At 41.0% G+C, this 16,239-nt stretch carries 16 protein-coding genes; 14 read left to right on the forward strand and 2 right to left on the reverse strand.

Going from position 1 to position 16,239, the window contains the following annotated elements; translation table 11 throughout:
* Nucleotides 1–99: 99 nt before the first annotated feature.
* The 3 genes from B0H99_RS07075 to B0H99_RS07085 all read left to right on the forward strand — a co-directional run bounded on the left by B0H99_RS07075 (nt 100) and on the right by B0H99_RS07085 (nt 4,078).
* Nucleotides 100–1,443: an Ig-like domain-containing protein gene (locus B0H99_RS07075; protein ID WP_106532952.1), complete on the forward strand. Its 1,344-nt coding sequence runs from the start codon at nt 100–102 to the stop codon at nt 1,441–1,443.
* A 439-nt stretch (nt 1,444–1,882) separates the two neighbouring features.
* The gene (locus tag B0H99_RS07080) at nt 1,883–2,980 is read left to right on the forward strand and encodes an acyltransferase family protein (RefSeq protein ID WP_281258868.1); all 1,098 of its coding nucleotides are present in this window, start codon (nt 1,883–1,885) and stop codon (nt 2,978–2,980) included.
* Nucleotides 2,981–3,172: 192 nt separating this feature from the next.
* A complete protein-coding gene (locus B0H99_RS07085; protein WP_106532954.1) occupies nt 3,173–4,078 on the forward strand; it encodes an AEC family transporter in 906 nt (301 codons plus the stop codon).
* Nucleotides 4,079–4,180: 102 nt separating this feature from the next.
* Here the strand turns inward: B0H99_RS07085 and B0H99_RS07090 are convergent, their stop codons facing one another.
* A complete protein-coding gene (locus B0H99_RS07090) occupies nt 4,181–4,720 on the reverse strand; it encodes a serine O-acetyltransferase (RefSeq protein WP_106532955.1) in 540 nt (179 codons plus the stop codon).
* Between the two features lie 478 nt (nt 4,721–5,198).
* On the opposite strand from B0H99_RS07090, the gene B0H99_RS07100 reads away from it, so the two are divergent.
* The 6 genes from B0H99_RS07100 to B0H99_RS07115 all read left to right on the forward strand — a co-directional run bounded on the left by B0H99_RS07100 (nt 5,199) and on the right by B0H99_RS07115 (nt 10,420).
* Nucleotides 5,199–6,725, forward strand: coding sequence for a glycosyl hydrolase family 28-related protein (locus B0H99_RS07100; protein ID WP_106532957.1), 1,527 nt, complete (start codon nt 5,199–5,201; stop codon nt 6,723–6,725).
* A gap of 356 nt (nt 6,726–7,081) precedes the next feature.
* A complete protein-coding gene (locus B0H99_RS18145; protein WP_281258866.1) occupies nt 7,082–7,204 on the forward strand; it encodes a hypothetical protein in 123 nt (40 codons plus the stop codon).
* Nucleotides 7,201–8,637: a sodium:solute symporter family transporter gene (locus B0H99_RS07105; protein ID WP_106532958.1), complete on the forward strand. Its 1,437-nt coding sequence runs from the start codon at nt 7,201–7,203 to the stop codon at nt 8,635–8,637. The genes B0H99_RS18145 and B0H99_RS07105 overlap by 4 nt, the downstream gene beginning before the upstream one ends.
* On the forward strand, nt 8,634–8,756 hold the full coding sequence (locus tag B0H99_RS18150; RefSeq protein ID WP_281258867.1) for a hypothetical protein: 123 nt from the start codon (nt 8,634–8,636) through the stop codon (nt 8,754–8,756). Before B0H99_RS07105 ends, B0H99_RS18150 begins: the two co-directional genes overlap by 4 nt.
* Nucleotides 8,757–8,773: 17 nt before the next feature.
* A complete protein-coding gene (locus B0H99_RS07110; RefSeq protein WP_106532959.1) occupies nt 8,774–9,490 on the forward strand; it encodes a DUF1028 domain-containing protein in 717 nt (238 codons plus the stop codon).
* Nucleotides 9,491–9,781: 291 nt separating this feature from the next.
* On the forward strand, nt 9,782–10,420 hold the full coding sequence (locus tag B0H99_RS07115; RefSeq protein ID WP_181313602.1) for an acetyltransferase: 639 nt from the start codon (nt 9,782–9,784) through the stop codon (nt 10,418–10,420).
* A gap of 47 nt (nt 10,421–10,467) precedes the next feature.
* Here B0H99_RS07115 and B0H99_RS07120 read toward each other — a convergent pair whose 3' ends face one another.
* Nucleotides 10,468–12,897, reverse strand: coding sequence for an EAL domain-containing protein (locus B0H99_RS07120; RefSeq protein ID WP_106532960.1), 2,430 nt, complete (start codon nt 12,895–12,897; stop codon nt 10,468–10,470).
* 593 nt (nt 12,898–13,490) lie between these two features.
* Between B0H99_RS07120 and B0H99_RS07125 the strand changes: the two genes are divergently transcribed.
* The 5 genes from B0H99_RS07125 to B0H99_RS17815 all read left to right on the forward strand — a co-directional run bounded on the left by B0H99_RS07125 (nt 13,491) and on the right by B0H99_RS17815 (nt 16,184).
* The gene (locus B0H99_RS07125; RefSeq protein WP_146137255.1) at nt 13,491–13,700 is read left to right on the forward strand and encodes a DUF1028 domain-containing protein; all 210 of its coding nucleotides are present in this window, start codon (nt 13,491–13,493) and stop codon (nt 13,698–13,700) included.
* 261 nt (nt 13,701–13,961) lie between these two features.
* The gene (locus B0H99_RS17810) at nt 13,962–14,120 is read left to right on the forward strand and encodes a PglD-related sugar-binding protein (RefSeq protein ID WP_181313603.1); all 159 of its coding nucleotides are present in this window, start codon (nt 13,962–13,964) and stop codon (nt 14,118–14,120) included.
* A 63-nt stretch (nt 14,121–14,183) separates the two neighbouring features.
* On the forward strand, nt 14,184–14,420 hold the full coding sequence (locus B0H99_RS07130; RefSeq protein ID WP_106532962.1) for an LbetaH domain-containing protein: 237 nt from the start codon (nt 14,184–14,186) through the stop codon (nt 14,418–14,420).
* 621 nt (nt 14,421–15,041) lie between these two features.
* Entirely contained in the window at nt 15,042–15,701 is a 660-nt protein-coding gene (locus B0H99_RS07135; protein ID WP_181313612.1) for a sugar transferase, read from the forward strand.
* Nucleotides 15,702–16,007: 306 nt separating this feature from the next.
* Nucleotides 16,008–16,184 (forward strand): hypothetical protein, encoded by a 177-nt coding sequence (locus B0H99_RS17815; RefSeq protein ID WP_181313604.1) that lies wholly within the window; start codon nt 16,008–16,010, stop codon nt 16,182–16,184.
* Nucleotides 16,185–16,239: the final 55 nt, after the last annotated feature.

The raw sequence follows: 16,239 nt of genomic DNA on the forward strand, positions 1-16,239 counted from the left end.
AATTGCTGTCTTGTACTTCGAGTTGTCTTTTGAAATCAATCAAAGGTATTTCCTGCTAGTAGCAGCAATATAAAACAAAAAACGAAAGAAGGTAAATCTGTGAAAAAGAAAAGTTGTTTGAAGGTATTATCTGTACTGGTATTGTTCCTATCAATTTTAGTGAGCAACACTGTACATGCGGAAAGTCTTAGTACATTAAAACAAGGCGTGTATAAGGTAGGGGAACATGTTCCTGCTGGTCTTACTAAACTAAGCGTTCCATCGGGCATGGCTGATGTTTTTGTAACAAGAGCTGGTATTGATATAGTTTGGGAAACTATTGATAGTGAAAATATTTTTTATCCTAACCAAATAACGGTCAAATTAAAAACAGGGGACCTGATCGAAGTTTACCCCTTTTCAACGAGAACAACTGTTCAAGTTGCAAAAGCTCCGGCAGTGGATTTGAAAAAAATGGCTAGTGGATTGTACGAAGTTGGTGCTGAAATTCCAGCAGGAGCTTATTTGCTTGACGTTGATCAGGCAAAAAACAACATATATGAAAACTATATCTATGTCTATAACGCTCAAAACGAAATTATTAAGGAACTTGAGCTGCATCCATCCGCTGCTCCTGTTGAACAGAAGTTAACGGCAGGACAAAAAGTTTACATCTCTGAGCTTGCAGGTACAATGCTTTTTAAAGCGAAAGCCATTATTCCAACAAGCATTAAATTGAGCAAGACATCTTTAGCAATCACTCCAACCCAAACGTACAAAGTAACGGCAACTGTTGCACCTTCGGATGCTACAAACAAAGCGGTCACTTGGAAAAGTTCAAATACAAATGTCGCAACGGTTGATGCATCCGGAAACATCAAAGGAATCGCCAATGGATCAGCGACCATTACCGCAACTTCGAAAGCTACTTCAAAAGTAGTGAAAAGTTTGACGGTAACTGTATCACCGAAAACAGTCAAGCTTAATAAAACCAGTTTAACGGTTACAAGAGGCTATGCCAGCACTTTGACTGCAACAGTATCACCGATTGACAGCCTGGATAAAACGGTCACTTGGAAAAGTTCGAATACAAATGTCGCTGTTGTCGACAGCAAAGGCAAAGTAACAGGCAAAGCAAACGGAACGGCGACGATTACAGCTACTGTCAAAAATGCTAAAGCCGTAACGGCGAAAGTGACGGTTATCCCGCCAGTCGCTGCTACGTCCGTGAAGATGAGCCAATCTACTGCAACGCTATCAAAAGGCAAAGCCCTTACGTTAACGGCTACAGTAAGCCCAAGCAACACGACAAACAAAACCTTGGTATGGAAAAGCTCGAATACTAACGTAGCGAAAGTCGACGCCAAAGGTAAAGTGACGGCCATTGCTGCAGGAACCGCTAAAATTACCGCTACAACAACAAACGGCAAAACAACAACTGCAACAATTACAGTGCCTAAGTAAAATTTAAGTTTAGCTGCCATGCCATTAAGTAAAAACTAGTTTCGGCAATTTGATTGTTATGGTGACTTAATTAAACGAACAAGTAAAAAGGCCTCAGCTTTTAAAAGCTGAGGCCTTTTTGTGTTTAAGTATACTTTGAGAATTTATTTAAGATAAATAACATAGATCAAATACAAATACGATTAGTAAAAAACACCAATAAAGTAAATAGAAAGTTTATAAAGAAGTGAAAGAATAGGACTTTTTTCTAAAATAATATACTGATAAAAAATCCATAGAAGGAAGAAAGGAGTGTTTTCCTTTAGTTTTATTGAAATAGGATTAATTCAAGATATAATTAACATTGGTATTTTTTTGGCAGTTGACTCTAGTATCAAAGATTCATCACATAGATTACATAGAACAAAAATATTGTTTTTAGATAGGGGGAATTGTCATCATTGGAGTTAAAGAACGAGATCCTTTTTTAGATAATGCAAAATTCATTCTTGTCTTTTTTGTTGTTTTTGGCCATTTTATTTCACAAGTGCAATCGCATCATTTGTTTATTAAAGAAATGAACAATTTCTTGTCATTGATTCGAATGCCTGCATTGATTGTAATAACAGGTTTTTTATCAAAAAACTTCAATCGCCCTGGTTACATAGAAAAAACAGTGAAGACATTGCTGGTTCCTTATATGATTTTCCAAATTATCTTTGCTTACTATTATTATTTGTTATACAACAAAAATGTATTTACTTTTGATTTTTTTCAGCCGCAATTTACTATGTGGTTCATTCTCAGCTTATTTATCTGGAAGTGCTTGTTGTTCATCTTTACGAAAATCAAACATCCCCTTTTATGGGCTATTGTTGTAGGAGTTGGCATTGGGTACGTTGAATCAGCCGGCCATTACATGAATGTCCAGCGTACATTAACGTATTTCCCGTTCTTCATGCTCGGATTTTACTTGAAAAAAGAGCATTTTGAGATTGCGAAAAAGAGGTCAGCCCGGTTAGTTGGATTTGTTATTTTCGCTATTCTCTGGGTGGTCGTTACTCAATTTCCCGCAGGAGAAGTTCAATCCTGGTTAGCAGCCCACCGCTCTTATGTGACAAATGGGCATGGACAATGGTATATCGGATTGAAGCAATTAATGTTCTATTCATTTTCACTTTTGGCCGGGTTTGCATTCTTGTCTTTTGTTCCGCAAAGAAAAACATTCTTTACTCATATGGGAAGAAGAACCGCCTATATCTATATTCTTCACGGAGCCATCGTCCGGACACTATATGTATATGTGATTGAACCTGAAGAATTTACGACCGTATGGCATTACTTCCAGTTGCCTGTATATGCCATTGTTTTAGTATTGGTTCTTGGATCTAAACCTGTGAATATAACGATGAAGTTTCTTATTGAAGGCAACATTGTCGACTACGTTTCAGCCCCAATCAAATGGTTGGCTAAAAAAGCTGAGCCAACCGTTCAAAAAATGTGGTCAGGTTTTGCCAAATGGATTAACAACTTGGAAAAGCCTATAAATGAACGATGATTTGCTTTACAATGGATATTCAATGCAAAAGAGTGCTTAAAGGCACTCTTTTTTTAGAACCTGGTTTTATCAAAGGTATATACAATAAGATTTAACCTCCTATCTCCAATATGATATATGAGATTTTCGTAAACAAAATCAGGGAATCACAAAAATGATATTTTCCAATCTAATCATCGGATGTGAGCGCAATTGGTCATTGTTGAAATATTAAATGTTGTCTTGCCGGTCTTCTTATTGATGGGTGTCGGTTTTATCATTGGCAAGTACATGAAGATTGATTCGAAGTCGCTATCCGACTTGTCGATTTATGTGTTCAGCCCCGCTCTTTTCTTTTATTCCGTTTCAACTTCTGAGATGGATATGCGTGATTTTGGACAGGTTATCCTCTTTGCTTTTTCGTTGTTCCTTTTGTTTGCAGTGCTTATTTACGTAATCGGAAAGATTTTCAAATGGGAAACGGCTTATCAAAATACATTGATGCTGGCCAGCGGATTTCCGAATGCCGGAAATTACGGGCTGCCGATCATCTTGTTCGCTTTTGGGGAGGAAGGAGTGGCAATCGGCATTATCTATTTGGCGATGCAATCGTTTTTAATGAATTCGGCGGGTGTTTTCTATGCATCGAATCACGCGCAAGTGCCGAAAAAGGACATTGTCCTGACTGTCATTCGCATGCCGGGGGTTATCGCAATTTTGTTGGCATTCGCACTGAAAGTCACTGGTATTACAGTGCCGCAAGCCATTGAGAATGCGACGGGGTTGCTTGGACAGGCTTCGATTCCGTTAATGCTGACGCTTCTTGGCGTCACGTTAGCATCGATTCAGATCAAGAACGTTCTCGCGTTTATCGGAACAGCGACCGTATTTAAGTTGGTTGCCATGCCGGTCCTTGCTTTCCTGTTGCTTGGATGGATCTATCCACCAGGCTCATTAGAAGCTAAAGTTCTCTTGATTGGTGCTGCCACGCCGACCGCTGCAACTACGACGTTGCTCGCCATTAAATTCGGGATGAACCCGGATATGGTATCGAGCGCCATGTTCATCAGCACCATAGCGAGCATTATAACGATTCCAATTTTGCTGTTAATGTTATAAAGACGTACTCATAAAAAGAAGCACCTCTCCAGATTCTGGACTAGGTGCTTTTTTTCTGTTGGAGACATTCCTATGAATCACTTCTCCATAAAATTGAATACTTTAAACGACTCTAACAACTTCAATTTTCTTTTCATACTCCGGTTTAACAATAATTCTTGGTTTTTCAATTACAACTGTTGCATTATCCGGAATATCTTGAAATACAACGCAGTTTGCACCAATCTTAACGTTATTGCCAATGATAATATCTCCAACAATTTTTGCTCCGGCACCTATAAAGCAATTTTCCCCAATGGTAGGGGCTTTGCCATCGTGGTTATCGCCAATCGTCACTTGTTGATGAAGAACGCAGCCTTTGCCAATTCTTACATTCGGATGAATGATGATGCCGTTCAAACCATGGGGCAATTGAGGGGGCTCTGAGAAAAAAGCGCCTTGGCCAATGTTTGTACCAAATGAGGCATTATTAAAAGCGTCCATTCGTTTGATGCGGAAAAGGTAAATCAGTTTAACGATTGTAGGAGCGTTTGAGTTTGGATCTATGACAGATTTTCTCATCTTCCAATACTTAATGTCGTCATAATGCTGGACAAAATTCATGGCCATTTGAACAAATTTGCTATCTGTGTTTAAGTTCATCTCGACTGCCCCAATTCTATATGGAATATGAAAAATTCTGTAGCTTGAATAAACGCATGATTTTTTGTCTTATTTTCCAGTAAATTATACAAGAAGACATTCTTGTTTTCACAATAATATTAGGTAATATTATCTAGTTAAATTTAACTTATAATAACATAGGGATTATTAAAATAGTATTAACTTTCGATGTTTTTTCTTCCGCTTTATCACGGTTAACTTCAGTAACGAAAAAACTAAGATTAATAAAGTAAAGATAAACTTGGAAAAGAAGTAATTGAAATTGCCTAAGTAAAATCTGGAAGGTGTATTTTGAGTTTGCATAACGAAGGTTTGAATAATTAAGAAATTAAAAAATAAGAGGTTGACCAAAATACTCATCCCCATAAAGGAAATTCCTCTCCTTTGTGGAATTAGTAAAGATGAATCTCGTCGGAAATAGAGACAAAGTTCATAGGGACAAGAGGGGGAATCCGATTTGGCTTTTGGGTTTGGGAGAGATAAGGGGACGAATAACACTTCACAAAGCAGGGAGTCTAAACTTATTGAAGAAAGTGGTTTTTCTGGCGCTCACCCGGACCATTTTTTCAATGTTAAAGCGTACGGAGCAGTAGGAGACGGGAAAATCGATGACTGGCGGGCGCTGCAAGGAGCCATCAATGCCGTGTATCGAACGCCCGGTGGCGGAACGCTGTTTTTCCCGCCCGGGCTGTACCGAATCAGCGCGCCGCTCGAAGTGCCTGAAACCGATGAAACGGTATCGTGGCTCGGGCATAGCCAACATACGACAGTCATTGCTCCTTCGCAGCCGATGGATTATCTGGTGCGTATGCGGGGCGGTGGCGGTGTTGTCCAAGGCATAAAGTTTCGCGGGACGGATCCGATGAATGGTTATGCCCAATACGCGAAAGTCTGCATGCTTGCGTCGAATATTTTGAACAAGCGTTTTTCGGATGCGGCATTTGTCTGGGGATCGGTCCACGGTCTACAAATTACGAAAGAAGGCAACAACAACCTCTGTGTTTTTGACGGGCTATGCCGCTTCAGCCAAAATGGCACAATGATCCAGGGAAAAGATGCAGAAGGATCAGGGGAAGTGATCCGTTTTTCCAGCTTTAACCCCTTGGATGGAGACGTCCATGTTGGTGCTTATTTTAAAGTAGGGAAGGGTGAAGGATCCGTCTATCATATCGATTCCATAACTGAGGATTCCATTGCCATATCGCCTGGTCTGAACGAGCCGGTTACGCCAGGAACTGAATACGCCATCCATATCGGCTGTGGCCTTCAGACAGAAAGAGGGAGCGACAATAACGTTTATGGCATTTATGACTGCCATTTTGTCGGCAATAAAGGCGCGGGACTCATGGTACGGGGCCTGTATGGCCACCATGTCCAAGGAGGGAACTTCGACTCGAATGGCATTACGGGCATCCACATCGGAAGCGGTTCAATCAATACGACACCGGCCTATTCCAACACGATCAATCATGCATATTTTGAAAACAATGGCTACGCCAATGTTATCCTAGATTACCCATCAGGTTTGAGCATTCTTGATCCGCTTTTGGCTGCGCCGCAGGACGGAATGGCAGAAGGGATTGCTTCCATTATGTCGTTGCGGGACTATTACTTCGATTCCGATTCGACGAGCATTCTTTATAACGGCAAGCTTTACGGGTATGCCCGGGATGTGTCTCCAAGCCCGTCCTTTGAAATGGAAGGCATGCAACCTCTGTCAATTGACCGCCCGCGCGGTTCTAAACTGCCTGCAATCGTTAAACTGCCTCCTGCGCCAAACCATAAGTTTGTAGAAGAAGTGGAAATCTACGTTGAAGACAGCGGAGGCCAGCCGGTACAGCTTTTATGCGATTTCGCAAACGTAAACAATAAACCGGGAACCATCGGAATATTGACCCCCATAGGGGAAGGGTATAAGATCATTGCCTATTATAATAGAAGAAAAAATTCCTGGATGGTGTCACATACAACGCCAATCGAGTGATTCAGAAGAACATAAAGCATAAAGATAGGAATCGGCATCTCTTTTGAGATGTCTTTTTTTGTTGAGAAACTGTCAGTGAAATTTATTGCTTTAGTGTACGAGAAAGCAGTTCTTTTAGGAATTGCACTAGAAGTTTATTAATAATCTGATTAGTTTGACAATTTAGGAGGGTCTCAATATACTCTACAGTAAGTTCAGTTTATCAAGCGAAAGGATGATGTTATTTACAATATCTTTCTGTAACAGTTTTGGGTTTCTCTTTCTCTTTTTGTCCTTGTTATGAGGAGAAAAAGAACAAAAAGCTGGTTTTTGGGTGTATGGCCTTTTTATTAATAAAAGTGACAGGAGGAAACAACATGACGTTCTGGATTACCAGCAGCATCGTATTGTTTTTCATAGTTGTGATTTCTGCCTATGGCCCGTTATTCGGTTTGTACGGTGAAATGATTCATAAGGAAAAAGGAGATGATCACAAGTGAATATTCCGTGGGGGAATATACTTGTTATTTTGGTCCTTGGCGTTATTTTCATTGCATCAAGCTGGTTCATCTCCCGTAAAGTATCGACGGCGGATGAATATATTTCAGGGAATGGCAAGCTCGGGGTGGCATTTGGTACGACTTCGCTCTTAGCGTTCTGGATTACCGGAAATACAATCATGGCAGCGCCGGAAGCGGCTTACGGATTGGGCGTCATTGGAGCGATTGCGTACTCGTTCCTTGGTGGTGTTGCAGTCGTATCGTTTTCGCCTCTTGGCAAGCGCATTCATGAAATCATTCCCAACGGCAAAACTGTCGGTGATTTTTACAAGAACCGTTTTGATAAAAAGAACTATTACTTTTTTATGATCATGCTCTTCATCTATATGTTCGGCCTTTTGATGACCCAAGGAATCGGCGGCGGATTGCTGCTTGAACAAATTTTCGATGTGCCGTATGTGTTGGCAGTTGTTCTGACGTTTATTATCGTCATTGCCTATGCCACTATGGGCGGCTTTTCTTCGATTACAGGTATTGCATTTTTCCAAGTCATGCTTATCTTCGTCGTTGTGATTGTTGTGCCGCCGCTTGTTTATTTTTCGACCGGTGTCGCGCCAATCTATACGGGAATGGCGCAGTTTGCGCCGGAAAAACTGGACTTGCTCTTGCCGGCAGGTATTCTCTTCATGTTTGCCGGAGCGATGTTCGCCATCGGTGAAGTGTTTATGGACAACACATTTTGGCAGCGGGCTTATGCGGTCCGGAAAGACAAGCTGATGAGCATATTCGGCTTGGCTGGAATTGGCTGGTTTTTCGTTCCGCTCGCCACTGCAACACTCGCATTTGTCGCCATTGGCACCAATCAGGCACCGGCAGAAGTCAATCAAGTGGCGCCATTCATCGCACAAATCTACGGCGGGAATTTTGTCAGTTGGGTATTTTTGGTAGGCGTTTGGTCAGCACTTGCTTCTACCATTGCGGCGATTCTGAATGCGCTCGTATCGCTCTTGATCCATGACATTTACCAAAGTATCAACCCGCGGGCGGATAATGCAAAGCTGCTCCGCATCAGCAAAATTCTAACGGTGGTAATCGGTGTATTGGCACTGTTGATCTCGTTGCCGAAATTCCTGACGATGCTGCAAATGCTGATTTTCCTCGGTGTCATTAATGCAGCGTTCGTGTTTCCGATCATCTACGGATTGTTCTGGAAAAAGCTCGATGCTACCGTCTCTTTTATCGCTTCAATCCTGGCAATTATCGTCGGCTATATCGTTTATTACTCAGTCGGGGATTTACAGGGCGTGGTGGCTAGCGGCTGGGTGTCGTTCCTTGTTTGCTGGATCGGCAGCCTAGTAAAACCGGCGGACTTCAACTGGAATAAACTGTACCGGGTCGGACAAAGCCAAGCATCGGAGGTAGAGCGTAAATGACAATCTCACTCGGCATGTTCACCATTTTGATCTGGGTCAGCATTATTGGATCAGCGCTTTTGATGTTGACAATTTTTGGGTATTTCATCTACGAATTAAGAAAGAACAAAATCTGGTGACTCTTAGGAGGATGACAATGTTAAAACTCAATACCTTTTCCATTGCGGCGCGGGATGAAAAGACCGGCCAGTTTGGGGTAGCCGTATCGACAAAAGTTCCGGCGGTCGGTTTGCTTTGTCCGTTTGTAAAAGCGGGAGTCGGCGCCATAGCCACCCAGTCGTTCGTCAATCCGTACATCGGCATCAACGGATTGAAGTATTTGGAGGAAGGGCTGTCCGCGCAGGAAGTAATGGACCGTACTTTACAGGAAGATCGGGATCCGTCTATTCGCCAGTTCTCAATCGTCGACCGGAATGGTTTAGCCGTATCGTTTTCGGGAGATAAATGCGACGGCTGGTACGGGCATGTCACGGGTGAGAACTACGCCATTGCCGGAAACATGCTGGTCAGTGAAGACACTATTCAGGAAATGAAAAAATCCTTTGAAAGTACAGGCGATTTGACGTTAGCGGAACGGCTCTTAAAAGCCATGGAAGCGGGGCAAGCAGCTGGAGGAGACAAGCGGGGGCGGCAGTCGGCTTCTTTGAAAGTATATTCCACTGAAGAATACCCGCTCGTTGACTTGCGGGTGGATGAGCATCCGGATCCGGTAAAAGAACTCGGACGGATATACGAAGTTGCGAAGAAAGAGCTATTTCCGTTCATGGACATGCTGCCGACTTTGAAAAACCCGGCTGGCAAGTTCGATTTCGAATCTTCACGGGAAATGGGCTTGCTGCAGGATAGTGAATGATAGGTAGAAAAATAAAAGAAATTTAAGCTAACTAAATGAATGGTTCATTGCCCTAAAGGAAACCTTTTAGGGCATTTTTGTTTTGGCAGCAGCAATACCTGTAATACAGAGTAGAATCGCTCTTTTTGTGACTTTTTAATTATACTACTACCATTATACAAGTGAACAGTTATACTAAAAGTAGCAGTTTGGTAGGTGTGAAAGAAGTAAAGTAAGAAATTTAAAAGAAGGATTGGACGTCGAAGGGCTAAGTGCAAAACAGTGGATGTAAAACAGGCAGGAGGGCTGAGGATGAACATTATCTTGATAGGCGACAGCGGACATGCGCGGGTCATTGCTGATAACATCGTTTCATGTGGGAACAATGTAGTGGCGAAGTTGGATGACAAGTATACCGAACTTTTCAACAGAGGCGGTTGCTGGTTCGGACCGGTATCTGAAGCAAATTCGCTGATTAAAAAAGAAGAAGCAAAAGTGATTATAGCTATCGGCAATAACGCAGTCAGGAAAAAAATCGTGGAACGCCTTTCTTTGGTTCCTGCTGGCTACGCGACCGCCATACATAAAGATGCGATTGTCAGCCCGAGCGCTGTTATCGGCTCTGGGACGGTTATTATGCCTGGAGCGGTTGTTAATGCGGCTGCGACTATTGGCAATCACGTAATCCTCAACTCCCGTTCTGTTGTTGAACATGATTGTCGGATTGCCGATTTTGTCCATGTTTCTCCTGGTGCCGCAGTGGCCGGAGTAGTTAAGATTGAAGAAGGTGCTTTGATCGAAGCGGGAGCCGCTGTTACCCCAGTGAAGAATATAGGACAGTGGAGCATTGTCCATGCAGGATCAGCTGTCGTAGAGGATGTCGAAGAGTTTTCAAGTGTTGTGGGCGTTCCGGCGCGAAAAGTTCCATCTGTAACAGAAGTTGTAAAATAAAAGCTCTGCCGTCGCAATTGGGTAATCGACGGCAGAGCTTTTACAGTTCAACTTAATGCATACTCGCTTTTCTTCTGGCAATAAATCTTGCTGATTTCTTCAGCAGGAAGGGGCTTATTAAAGTAATAGCCTTGGGCTTGGTCGCAAAGCCGGGATTTTAGAAAATCCAGCTGCTCGGCCGTTTCCACGCCTTCTGCAATAACATTCAAATTTAAATTATGGCCCATGCGAATGATGGTATCGACCAAAGCGGCATCTTTTGAGTCCACCTGGATATTGCGCGTAAAGTATTGATCAATTTTCAGCGAGTCGATTGGAAACAGCTTTAAGTAACTCAAAGATGAATAGCCGGTTCCAAAATCATCGATCGATAAGTGAATGCCCATTTTTTTAAGTTCCTGCATCGTAGCAATAGAACTTTTAGAGCCTTGTATGATGCTTTCGGTCAGTTCAAGCTCCAAATACTGCGGCGACAGACCTGATTCTTCTAGAGCGCTTTTGACGGTTTCAGCCAGGTTTGTCTGCGTGAACTGGCGGGCAGATATGTTGATGGCGACCCGGAAAGGAGGAAGACCCGCGTCTTGCCAAGCTTTGCTTTGCTGGCACGCTTTGCGGAGGACGTATTCGCCGATTGGGATGATTGATCCTGTTTCTTCCGCTAGCGGGATGAATTCAGCAGGCGAAATTGTTCCGAGTTTCGGATGGTTCCAGCGAACGAGCGCTTCGACACCGATGATTTTTTCTGTTTTCAAATCAATCTGCGGCTGATAGAGGATGACAAACTCGCCATTCTCCAACCCTGTCCGGAGACTAGACGCCAGCTTCGACTTTCTGATGACAATTTCATTCATTTCACTGGTATGGAAGTGGAACCCGTTTCTGCCGATATCTTTTGTGCGGTACAGGGCCAAATCGGCGTTTTTAATCAGCGTCTCCTGATCTTTCCCGTCTTCCGGATACCTGCTGATCCCGATTGATAGACTGACAAACATTTCTTCCCCGTTAAAGTGAAAAGGTTCCTCAAAACTCTTCAAAAGGCCCCGGGCCAAATTGGCGGCTTTTTTACGGCCGGCATGCGGCAGCAGCAGGATAAACTCGTCACCCCCGAGCCGTGCAATCAAATCTTCCTGGGTCGCATGCCGCTGTAGCCGTTCCGTCGCTTCCACAAGTAATTGATCTCCGATAGAGTGGCCGAATGTATCATTGATCAATTTGAAATGGTCAAGATCCAAATACAGCAAAGAGAAGATGTTCTCTTTTTCCGCAGCCTCATTTAATGCTTGGTCGAGGCGTTCATGGAACAAACGGCGGTTTGGCAATCCTGTCAAAGGATCCAAGTATACCAAGCTGTTGATCTTTTCCTCTGACTGCTTGCGTTCTGTAACGTCTCGGATGATACTGCTGAAAAACGTGCCTTCGTCCGTTTGCCACGTACTCAAAGACATTTCCAGCGGGAACTCGTCGCCGTTTTTTCTGACTCCTGTTACTTCAATGATTTTTCCTGCAACATCTTCAATTTTTGATAAGTGATAACCTTGAATTCCTTTTGGCAGTACGTTTTTAAAACGGCCCGGGACAATCATTTCAATATCCAATCCAAGCACTTCTTCTTTTTCATAGCCAAAAATCATTTTTGCACCGTGATTCCAGTGAACGATGGTGCCAAATTGATCAGCGACAATGATCGCATCGTGCGCCGATTCAATCACGGTTTGAAATTTCCGTTCCGATTCTTCCCTTTGGGCAAGAAGCTTCTTATCGATTCGGATACTCCCTAGTGCCAGCAATAAAATAATTAAAATTCCAGTTCCAATGCCGTAGCCGATCGACTTCCCATCTTCTAAAGCAACGCCTTTGCTTACATGATGAATGGTTGGAGAAAAAATGGCTGCTTCCATGGCGGTATAATGGAAACCGGCTATGCCCATAGACATAAGTGCCGCACTTGCTGCTTTTTTCCAATGAAAACCTTGCATCTCACGCAAATAAAACAGGCGGGATAAAGCGACGATGGAAGTAGCGAAAGCCATGCCAACTGATAAAAGATAAAGAATCGGGTCATAACTGATATCTGCTCCCAGATCCATAGAAGCCATTCCCAGATAATGCATCGCGATGGCTCCCATCCCAATAAAAAAAGCGCCGGAAAATAAGTGCAGACGGGTGGCCGCGGGAGTACTTATCAAGTAAAAGGCAATGCCGCTTGAAACAAGTGCCGGAATAATCGACAGAAAAACGAGCGGTAAATTATAACTGACGGCAACCGAAAGATGGAAAGCAAGCATCGCGATAAAATGCATTGCCCAAATGCCAAGCCCCATGACCGCTGCACCTGAAATGATCCAACGGAGCTGATTGGGGCCGGAAGCCGCTGCAAGCCGACTGCTGATATCCAGCGCAACAAATGAAGAGAAAAATGCTACTAGGATAGAAAGGGTTACTAGTGATGCATCATAATTAAACGAAATAGATTCCATAAAAAATCACGCTTCCTTGCAGCAGAATGTATAGTTTGAAATAGGGAGTACTTTGGATTATGTGTAGGCCAATTATTACTTTACAATAACATATAAGTAGTAAAATTTCACTAGTATGAATGCAGATTTTTACGGAATTAAAGTTAGCAATGTGCGGAATAAGTATGTGGTAATCAAAACTGAAAATATAGTTGACTTATAAATCTATAGAAGTTATTCATTCTTTACAGATAGGATTTTTTTAGAAATGAAATATAGATATTGTTTTAAAAGTTATTTCTTTGAATAGTATGTGCTTGACAATTTAAAATTACAGAAAGATTGTTGATGAAAATTTACGAATTATTAGTTATTGATATAGAAATATTAGTTGAAATTTCGATTAGTGAATCTGCCGGTATTTTTTGTACGATACAAGGCCAAGTCAGTATTTTTGATTAGTGTCTCCTAGTTTTGTCCTAGCGAGGACACGACCCAGAAATAAAAAAATCCTTTGGAAGCACAGGCGGTTTAACATTAGCGGAACGACTCTTGAAAGCCATTGAAGCGGGGCAAGCCACTAGAGGCGATAAGAGTGCCGTCAGTCCGCTTCGTTGAAAATGTATTCCATAGAAGAATACCCGCTCGTTGATTTGCGGGTGGATGAACATCCAGATCCGGTAAAAGAACTCGGACGGATGTACGAAGTGGCGAAGAAAGAGCTGTTCCCGTTTCTGGACATGCTGCCGACTTTGGAAAACCCGGCGGGCAAGTTTGATTTTGAGTCTTCCCGGAAGATGGAGTTGTTGCAAGATAGTGAGTAAGTACAGCGAAAGACAAATAAAATTTTTAAATAGGGCCGCTTTAAAGGAAGTGCATCAATTTCTTTAAGGTGGCTGTGAATTTGATAAAAGTATTAAAAACATCTTTTGGCGCTTATTTTTACATAAATAAAATGTTACTTTTTAACTACTTATATGTCAAGTTTCATAGGAGAATATATACTGAAAATAACAAAAATAACATAACAAGGAAAGAAATCAGATTAAAATGCAAAATACTAAATTGATTGAGGAAGAAGGCAAATGAACATTATACTGATTGGAGATAGTGGCCATGCCAGCGTCATTGCCGATAATGTAGTATCTTGTGGGAACCGAGTTGTAGCAAAGCTGGACGATAAATACACCGGTCTTTTTTTAAAAAATTGCTGGTTCGGCCGATTTCTGAAGTACATACATTGATCCGAAAAGAGCAGGCAAAAGTCTTTATCGCAATCGGTGCCAATACGGTGAGAAGCAAAATCGTTGAGTGTCTTGGATCAAATACCGACTATTATGCCGGGAGCGGTAGTGAACGCTGCTGCAAGCATCGGCAGACATACGATAGTAAACTTGAGAACTATGGTGGAACGTGATTTTAGAAACGGGAATTTTATCTATATATCTCCAGGTGCTGCAATAGCAGGTAGTGCAAAGAATAGGGGAATGGCATTAATTAGAACTGAAGATGCCATTTTGCCGATGATAGAAGTTGGGCAATAGAGTATTATTCATACGATTCTGCTGTGTTGGAAAATGTAGAGGAATTTTCTACTGTTGTAGGATTTCCAGCGAAGGTTATAAGTACGAAAGTATTAAAATAACTAAACATTATACATCTATAATCAAAACAGCTCGGTCATTGTATCTATTACATTGGCCAAGTTGTCTTCATTCAAGTCAACTATGGATTATATTCTTTTCCAATTATATTCTAGCTTTCTAGCATACTAAAAAATTTAAAAGTAAGAGAATAAAGATAGAAAAAGATTTAATTTTTAATTAGGCAAATGTATTCAGGTTTATTAAAAAGTAGATTAAGTAAACTGAATATTAAGTTACATTTTACTAGTTTTAAAAAATTAATTGTTAAAAGAATGTTAAATTAAACTATAATATGATTAATTATTGAAAATTCAGAAAAAGATCGGGGGGGTTGCAGTACTGTTTCAAAACTAGTTCTTAAAACTCTATTAAACTAGTAATTGTCTCTAGTGTTAATTAAGTCAAAAAATTGCTCAATTAGACTTAGGAGATTAAACGAGAATTTCAAAACTTAATTGTAGATTACCAGACGAAAAAGGGGGGATCTTTTTGAAAGTTTCTGAGAGAAGAAAACAGGAGATAGCAACCGACTTTCTGCAACCTACTATTAAAGTAGCTGTAAATAATGTTAACAGTACTTATAAATATATTAAGCGTTTTATCGACATCTTATTTTCATTAATTGGGATTATTCTTCTCCTTCCATTGTTGGTAGTTATATGTATTTTAATTAAGAGTGAAGACTGGCGCAGCCCAATCTTTTTTAAGCAACAACGAGTTGGAAAAGACGAAAAGGTATTTTATATGTATAAATTTCGTTCAATGGTAAGCAATGCGGAAGCGTTAAAAGCAACTTTGGCAAAACGAAATGAAGCAACAGGACCAGTTTTTAAAATTAAACACGATCCGCGAGTTACGAAAATAGGAAGATTTATCAGAAAAACAAGTATTGATGAACTGCCTCAGCTATTAAATGTGCTCAAAGGAGAAATGAGTTTAGTAGGACCGAGACCACCGCTGCCGGATGAGGTGGAGCAATATACTGTTCATGAAAAAAAGCGGTTGGCTGTAACTCCAGGACTTACTTGCTATTGGCAGGTAAGTGGAAGAAGTAGTATTGGATTTGAAGAATGGGTTGCTTTGGACCTGAAATATATAGAAGAGCAATGTATTTTAGTGGATTTAAAACTAATATTTAAAACGTTATTAGTTCTCTTTGGTTCACGTAACGCTTATTAGAATATAAACCTCTGCCAATTTGATTTCGGCAGAGGTTTTACTTTTTTGTGGGAAATTAAATTGTTCATCAGTTAAAGTTGGGGAGCCAGTACTTGATCATTATTGACAATTACATTATAAAATTCTAGAAAGAAGGTAAAGAATTCTATGGTCTAGAAGAAAAAATGATATAATTAAAGTAGAAAAATATAGAAAATGTTGGGTTTTAATTAACAAAGAAGTTTTTGTATAAAGGTCCAAAATAAAAGCAAAAAGGTATTTTAAATTTAGTATTTATAAAAAATAAACTTAAAAGAGGCGTTTCCTATGTGGGGAGTATTTATGAGTGGAGGATTATTAATTCTAGCCATTGTCTTTTCTTTAGCTAAAGCTAGTTCTCGTTCTGACAAAATTACTGATGCACACCGTACCGAATTGCTTGAAAGAAAAAAAGTAGGGAAAACATCTTACGATGCTCAAAATAAAAATCAAATGAAGGGTTGAAAGAAGCTTTTTATTCAGGGACTACTGAAAAAAGCTTCTTTTTTTATTACAGGAA

It is taken from the genome of Planomicrobium soli (assembly GCF_003014655.1).
Lineage (GTDB): Bacteria > Bacillota > Bacilli > Bacillales_A > Planococcaceae > Planococcus > Planococcus soli_B.

Excerpts from the sequence above, each read along its gene's own strand:
- B0H99_RS07090 (WP_106532955.1), bottom strand. The coding sequence starts at position 4,720 with ATGAACTTAAACACAGATAGCAAATTTGTTCAAATGGCCATGAATTTT.
- B0H99_RS18145 (WP_281258866.1), top strand. The coding sequence starts at position 7,082 with ATGACGTTCTGGATTACCAGCAGCATCGTATTGTTTTTCATAGTTGTG.
- B0H99_RS18150 (WP_281258867.1), top strand. The coding sequence starts at position 8,634 with ATGACAATCTCACTCGGCATGTTCACCATTTTGATCTGGGTCAGCATT.
- B0H99_RS07110 (WP_106532959.1), top strand. The coding sequence starts at position 8,774 with ATGTTAAAACTCAATACCTTTTCCATTGCGGCGCGGGATGAAAAGACC.
- B0H99_RS07115 (WP_181313602.1), top strand. The coding sequence starts at position 9,782 with ATGAACATTATCTTGATAGGCGACAGCGGACATGCGCGGGTCATTGCT.
- B0H99_RS07120 (WP_106532960.1), bottom strand. The coding sequence starts at position 12,897 with ATGGAATCTATTTCGTTTAATTATGATGCATCACTAGTAACCCTTTCT.
- B0H99_RS17810 (WP_181313603.1), top strand. The coding sequence starts at position 13,962 with ATGAACATTATACTGATTGGAGATAGTGGCCATGCCAGCGTCATTGCC.
- B0H99_RS17815 (WP_181313604.1), top strand. The coding sequence starts at position 16,008 with ATGTGGGGAGTATTTATGAGTGGAGGATTATTAATTCTAGCCATTGTC.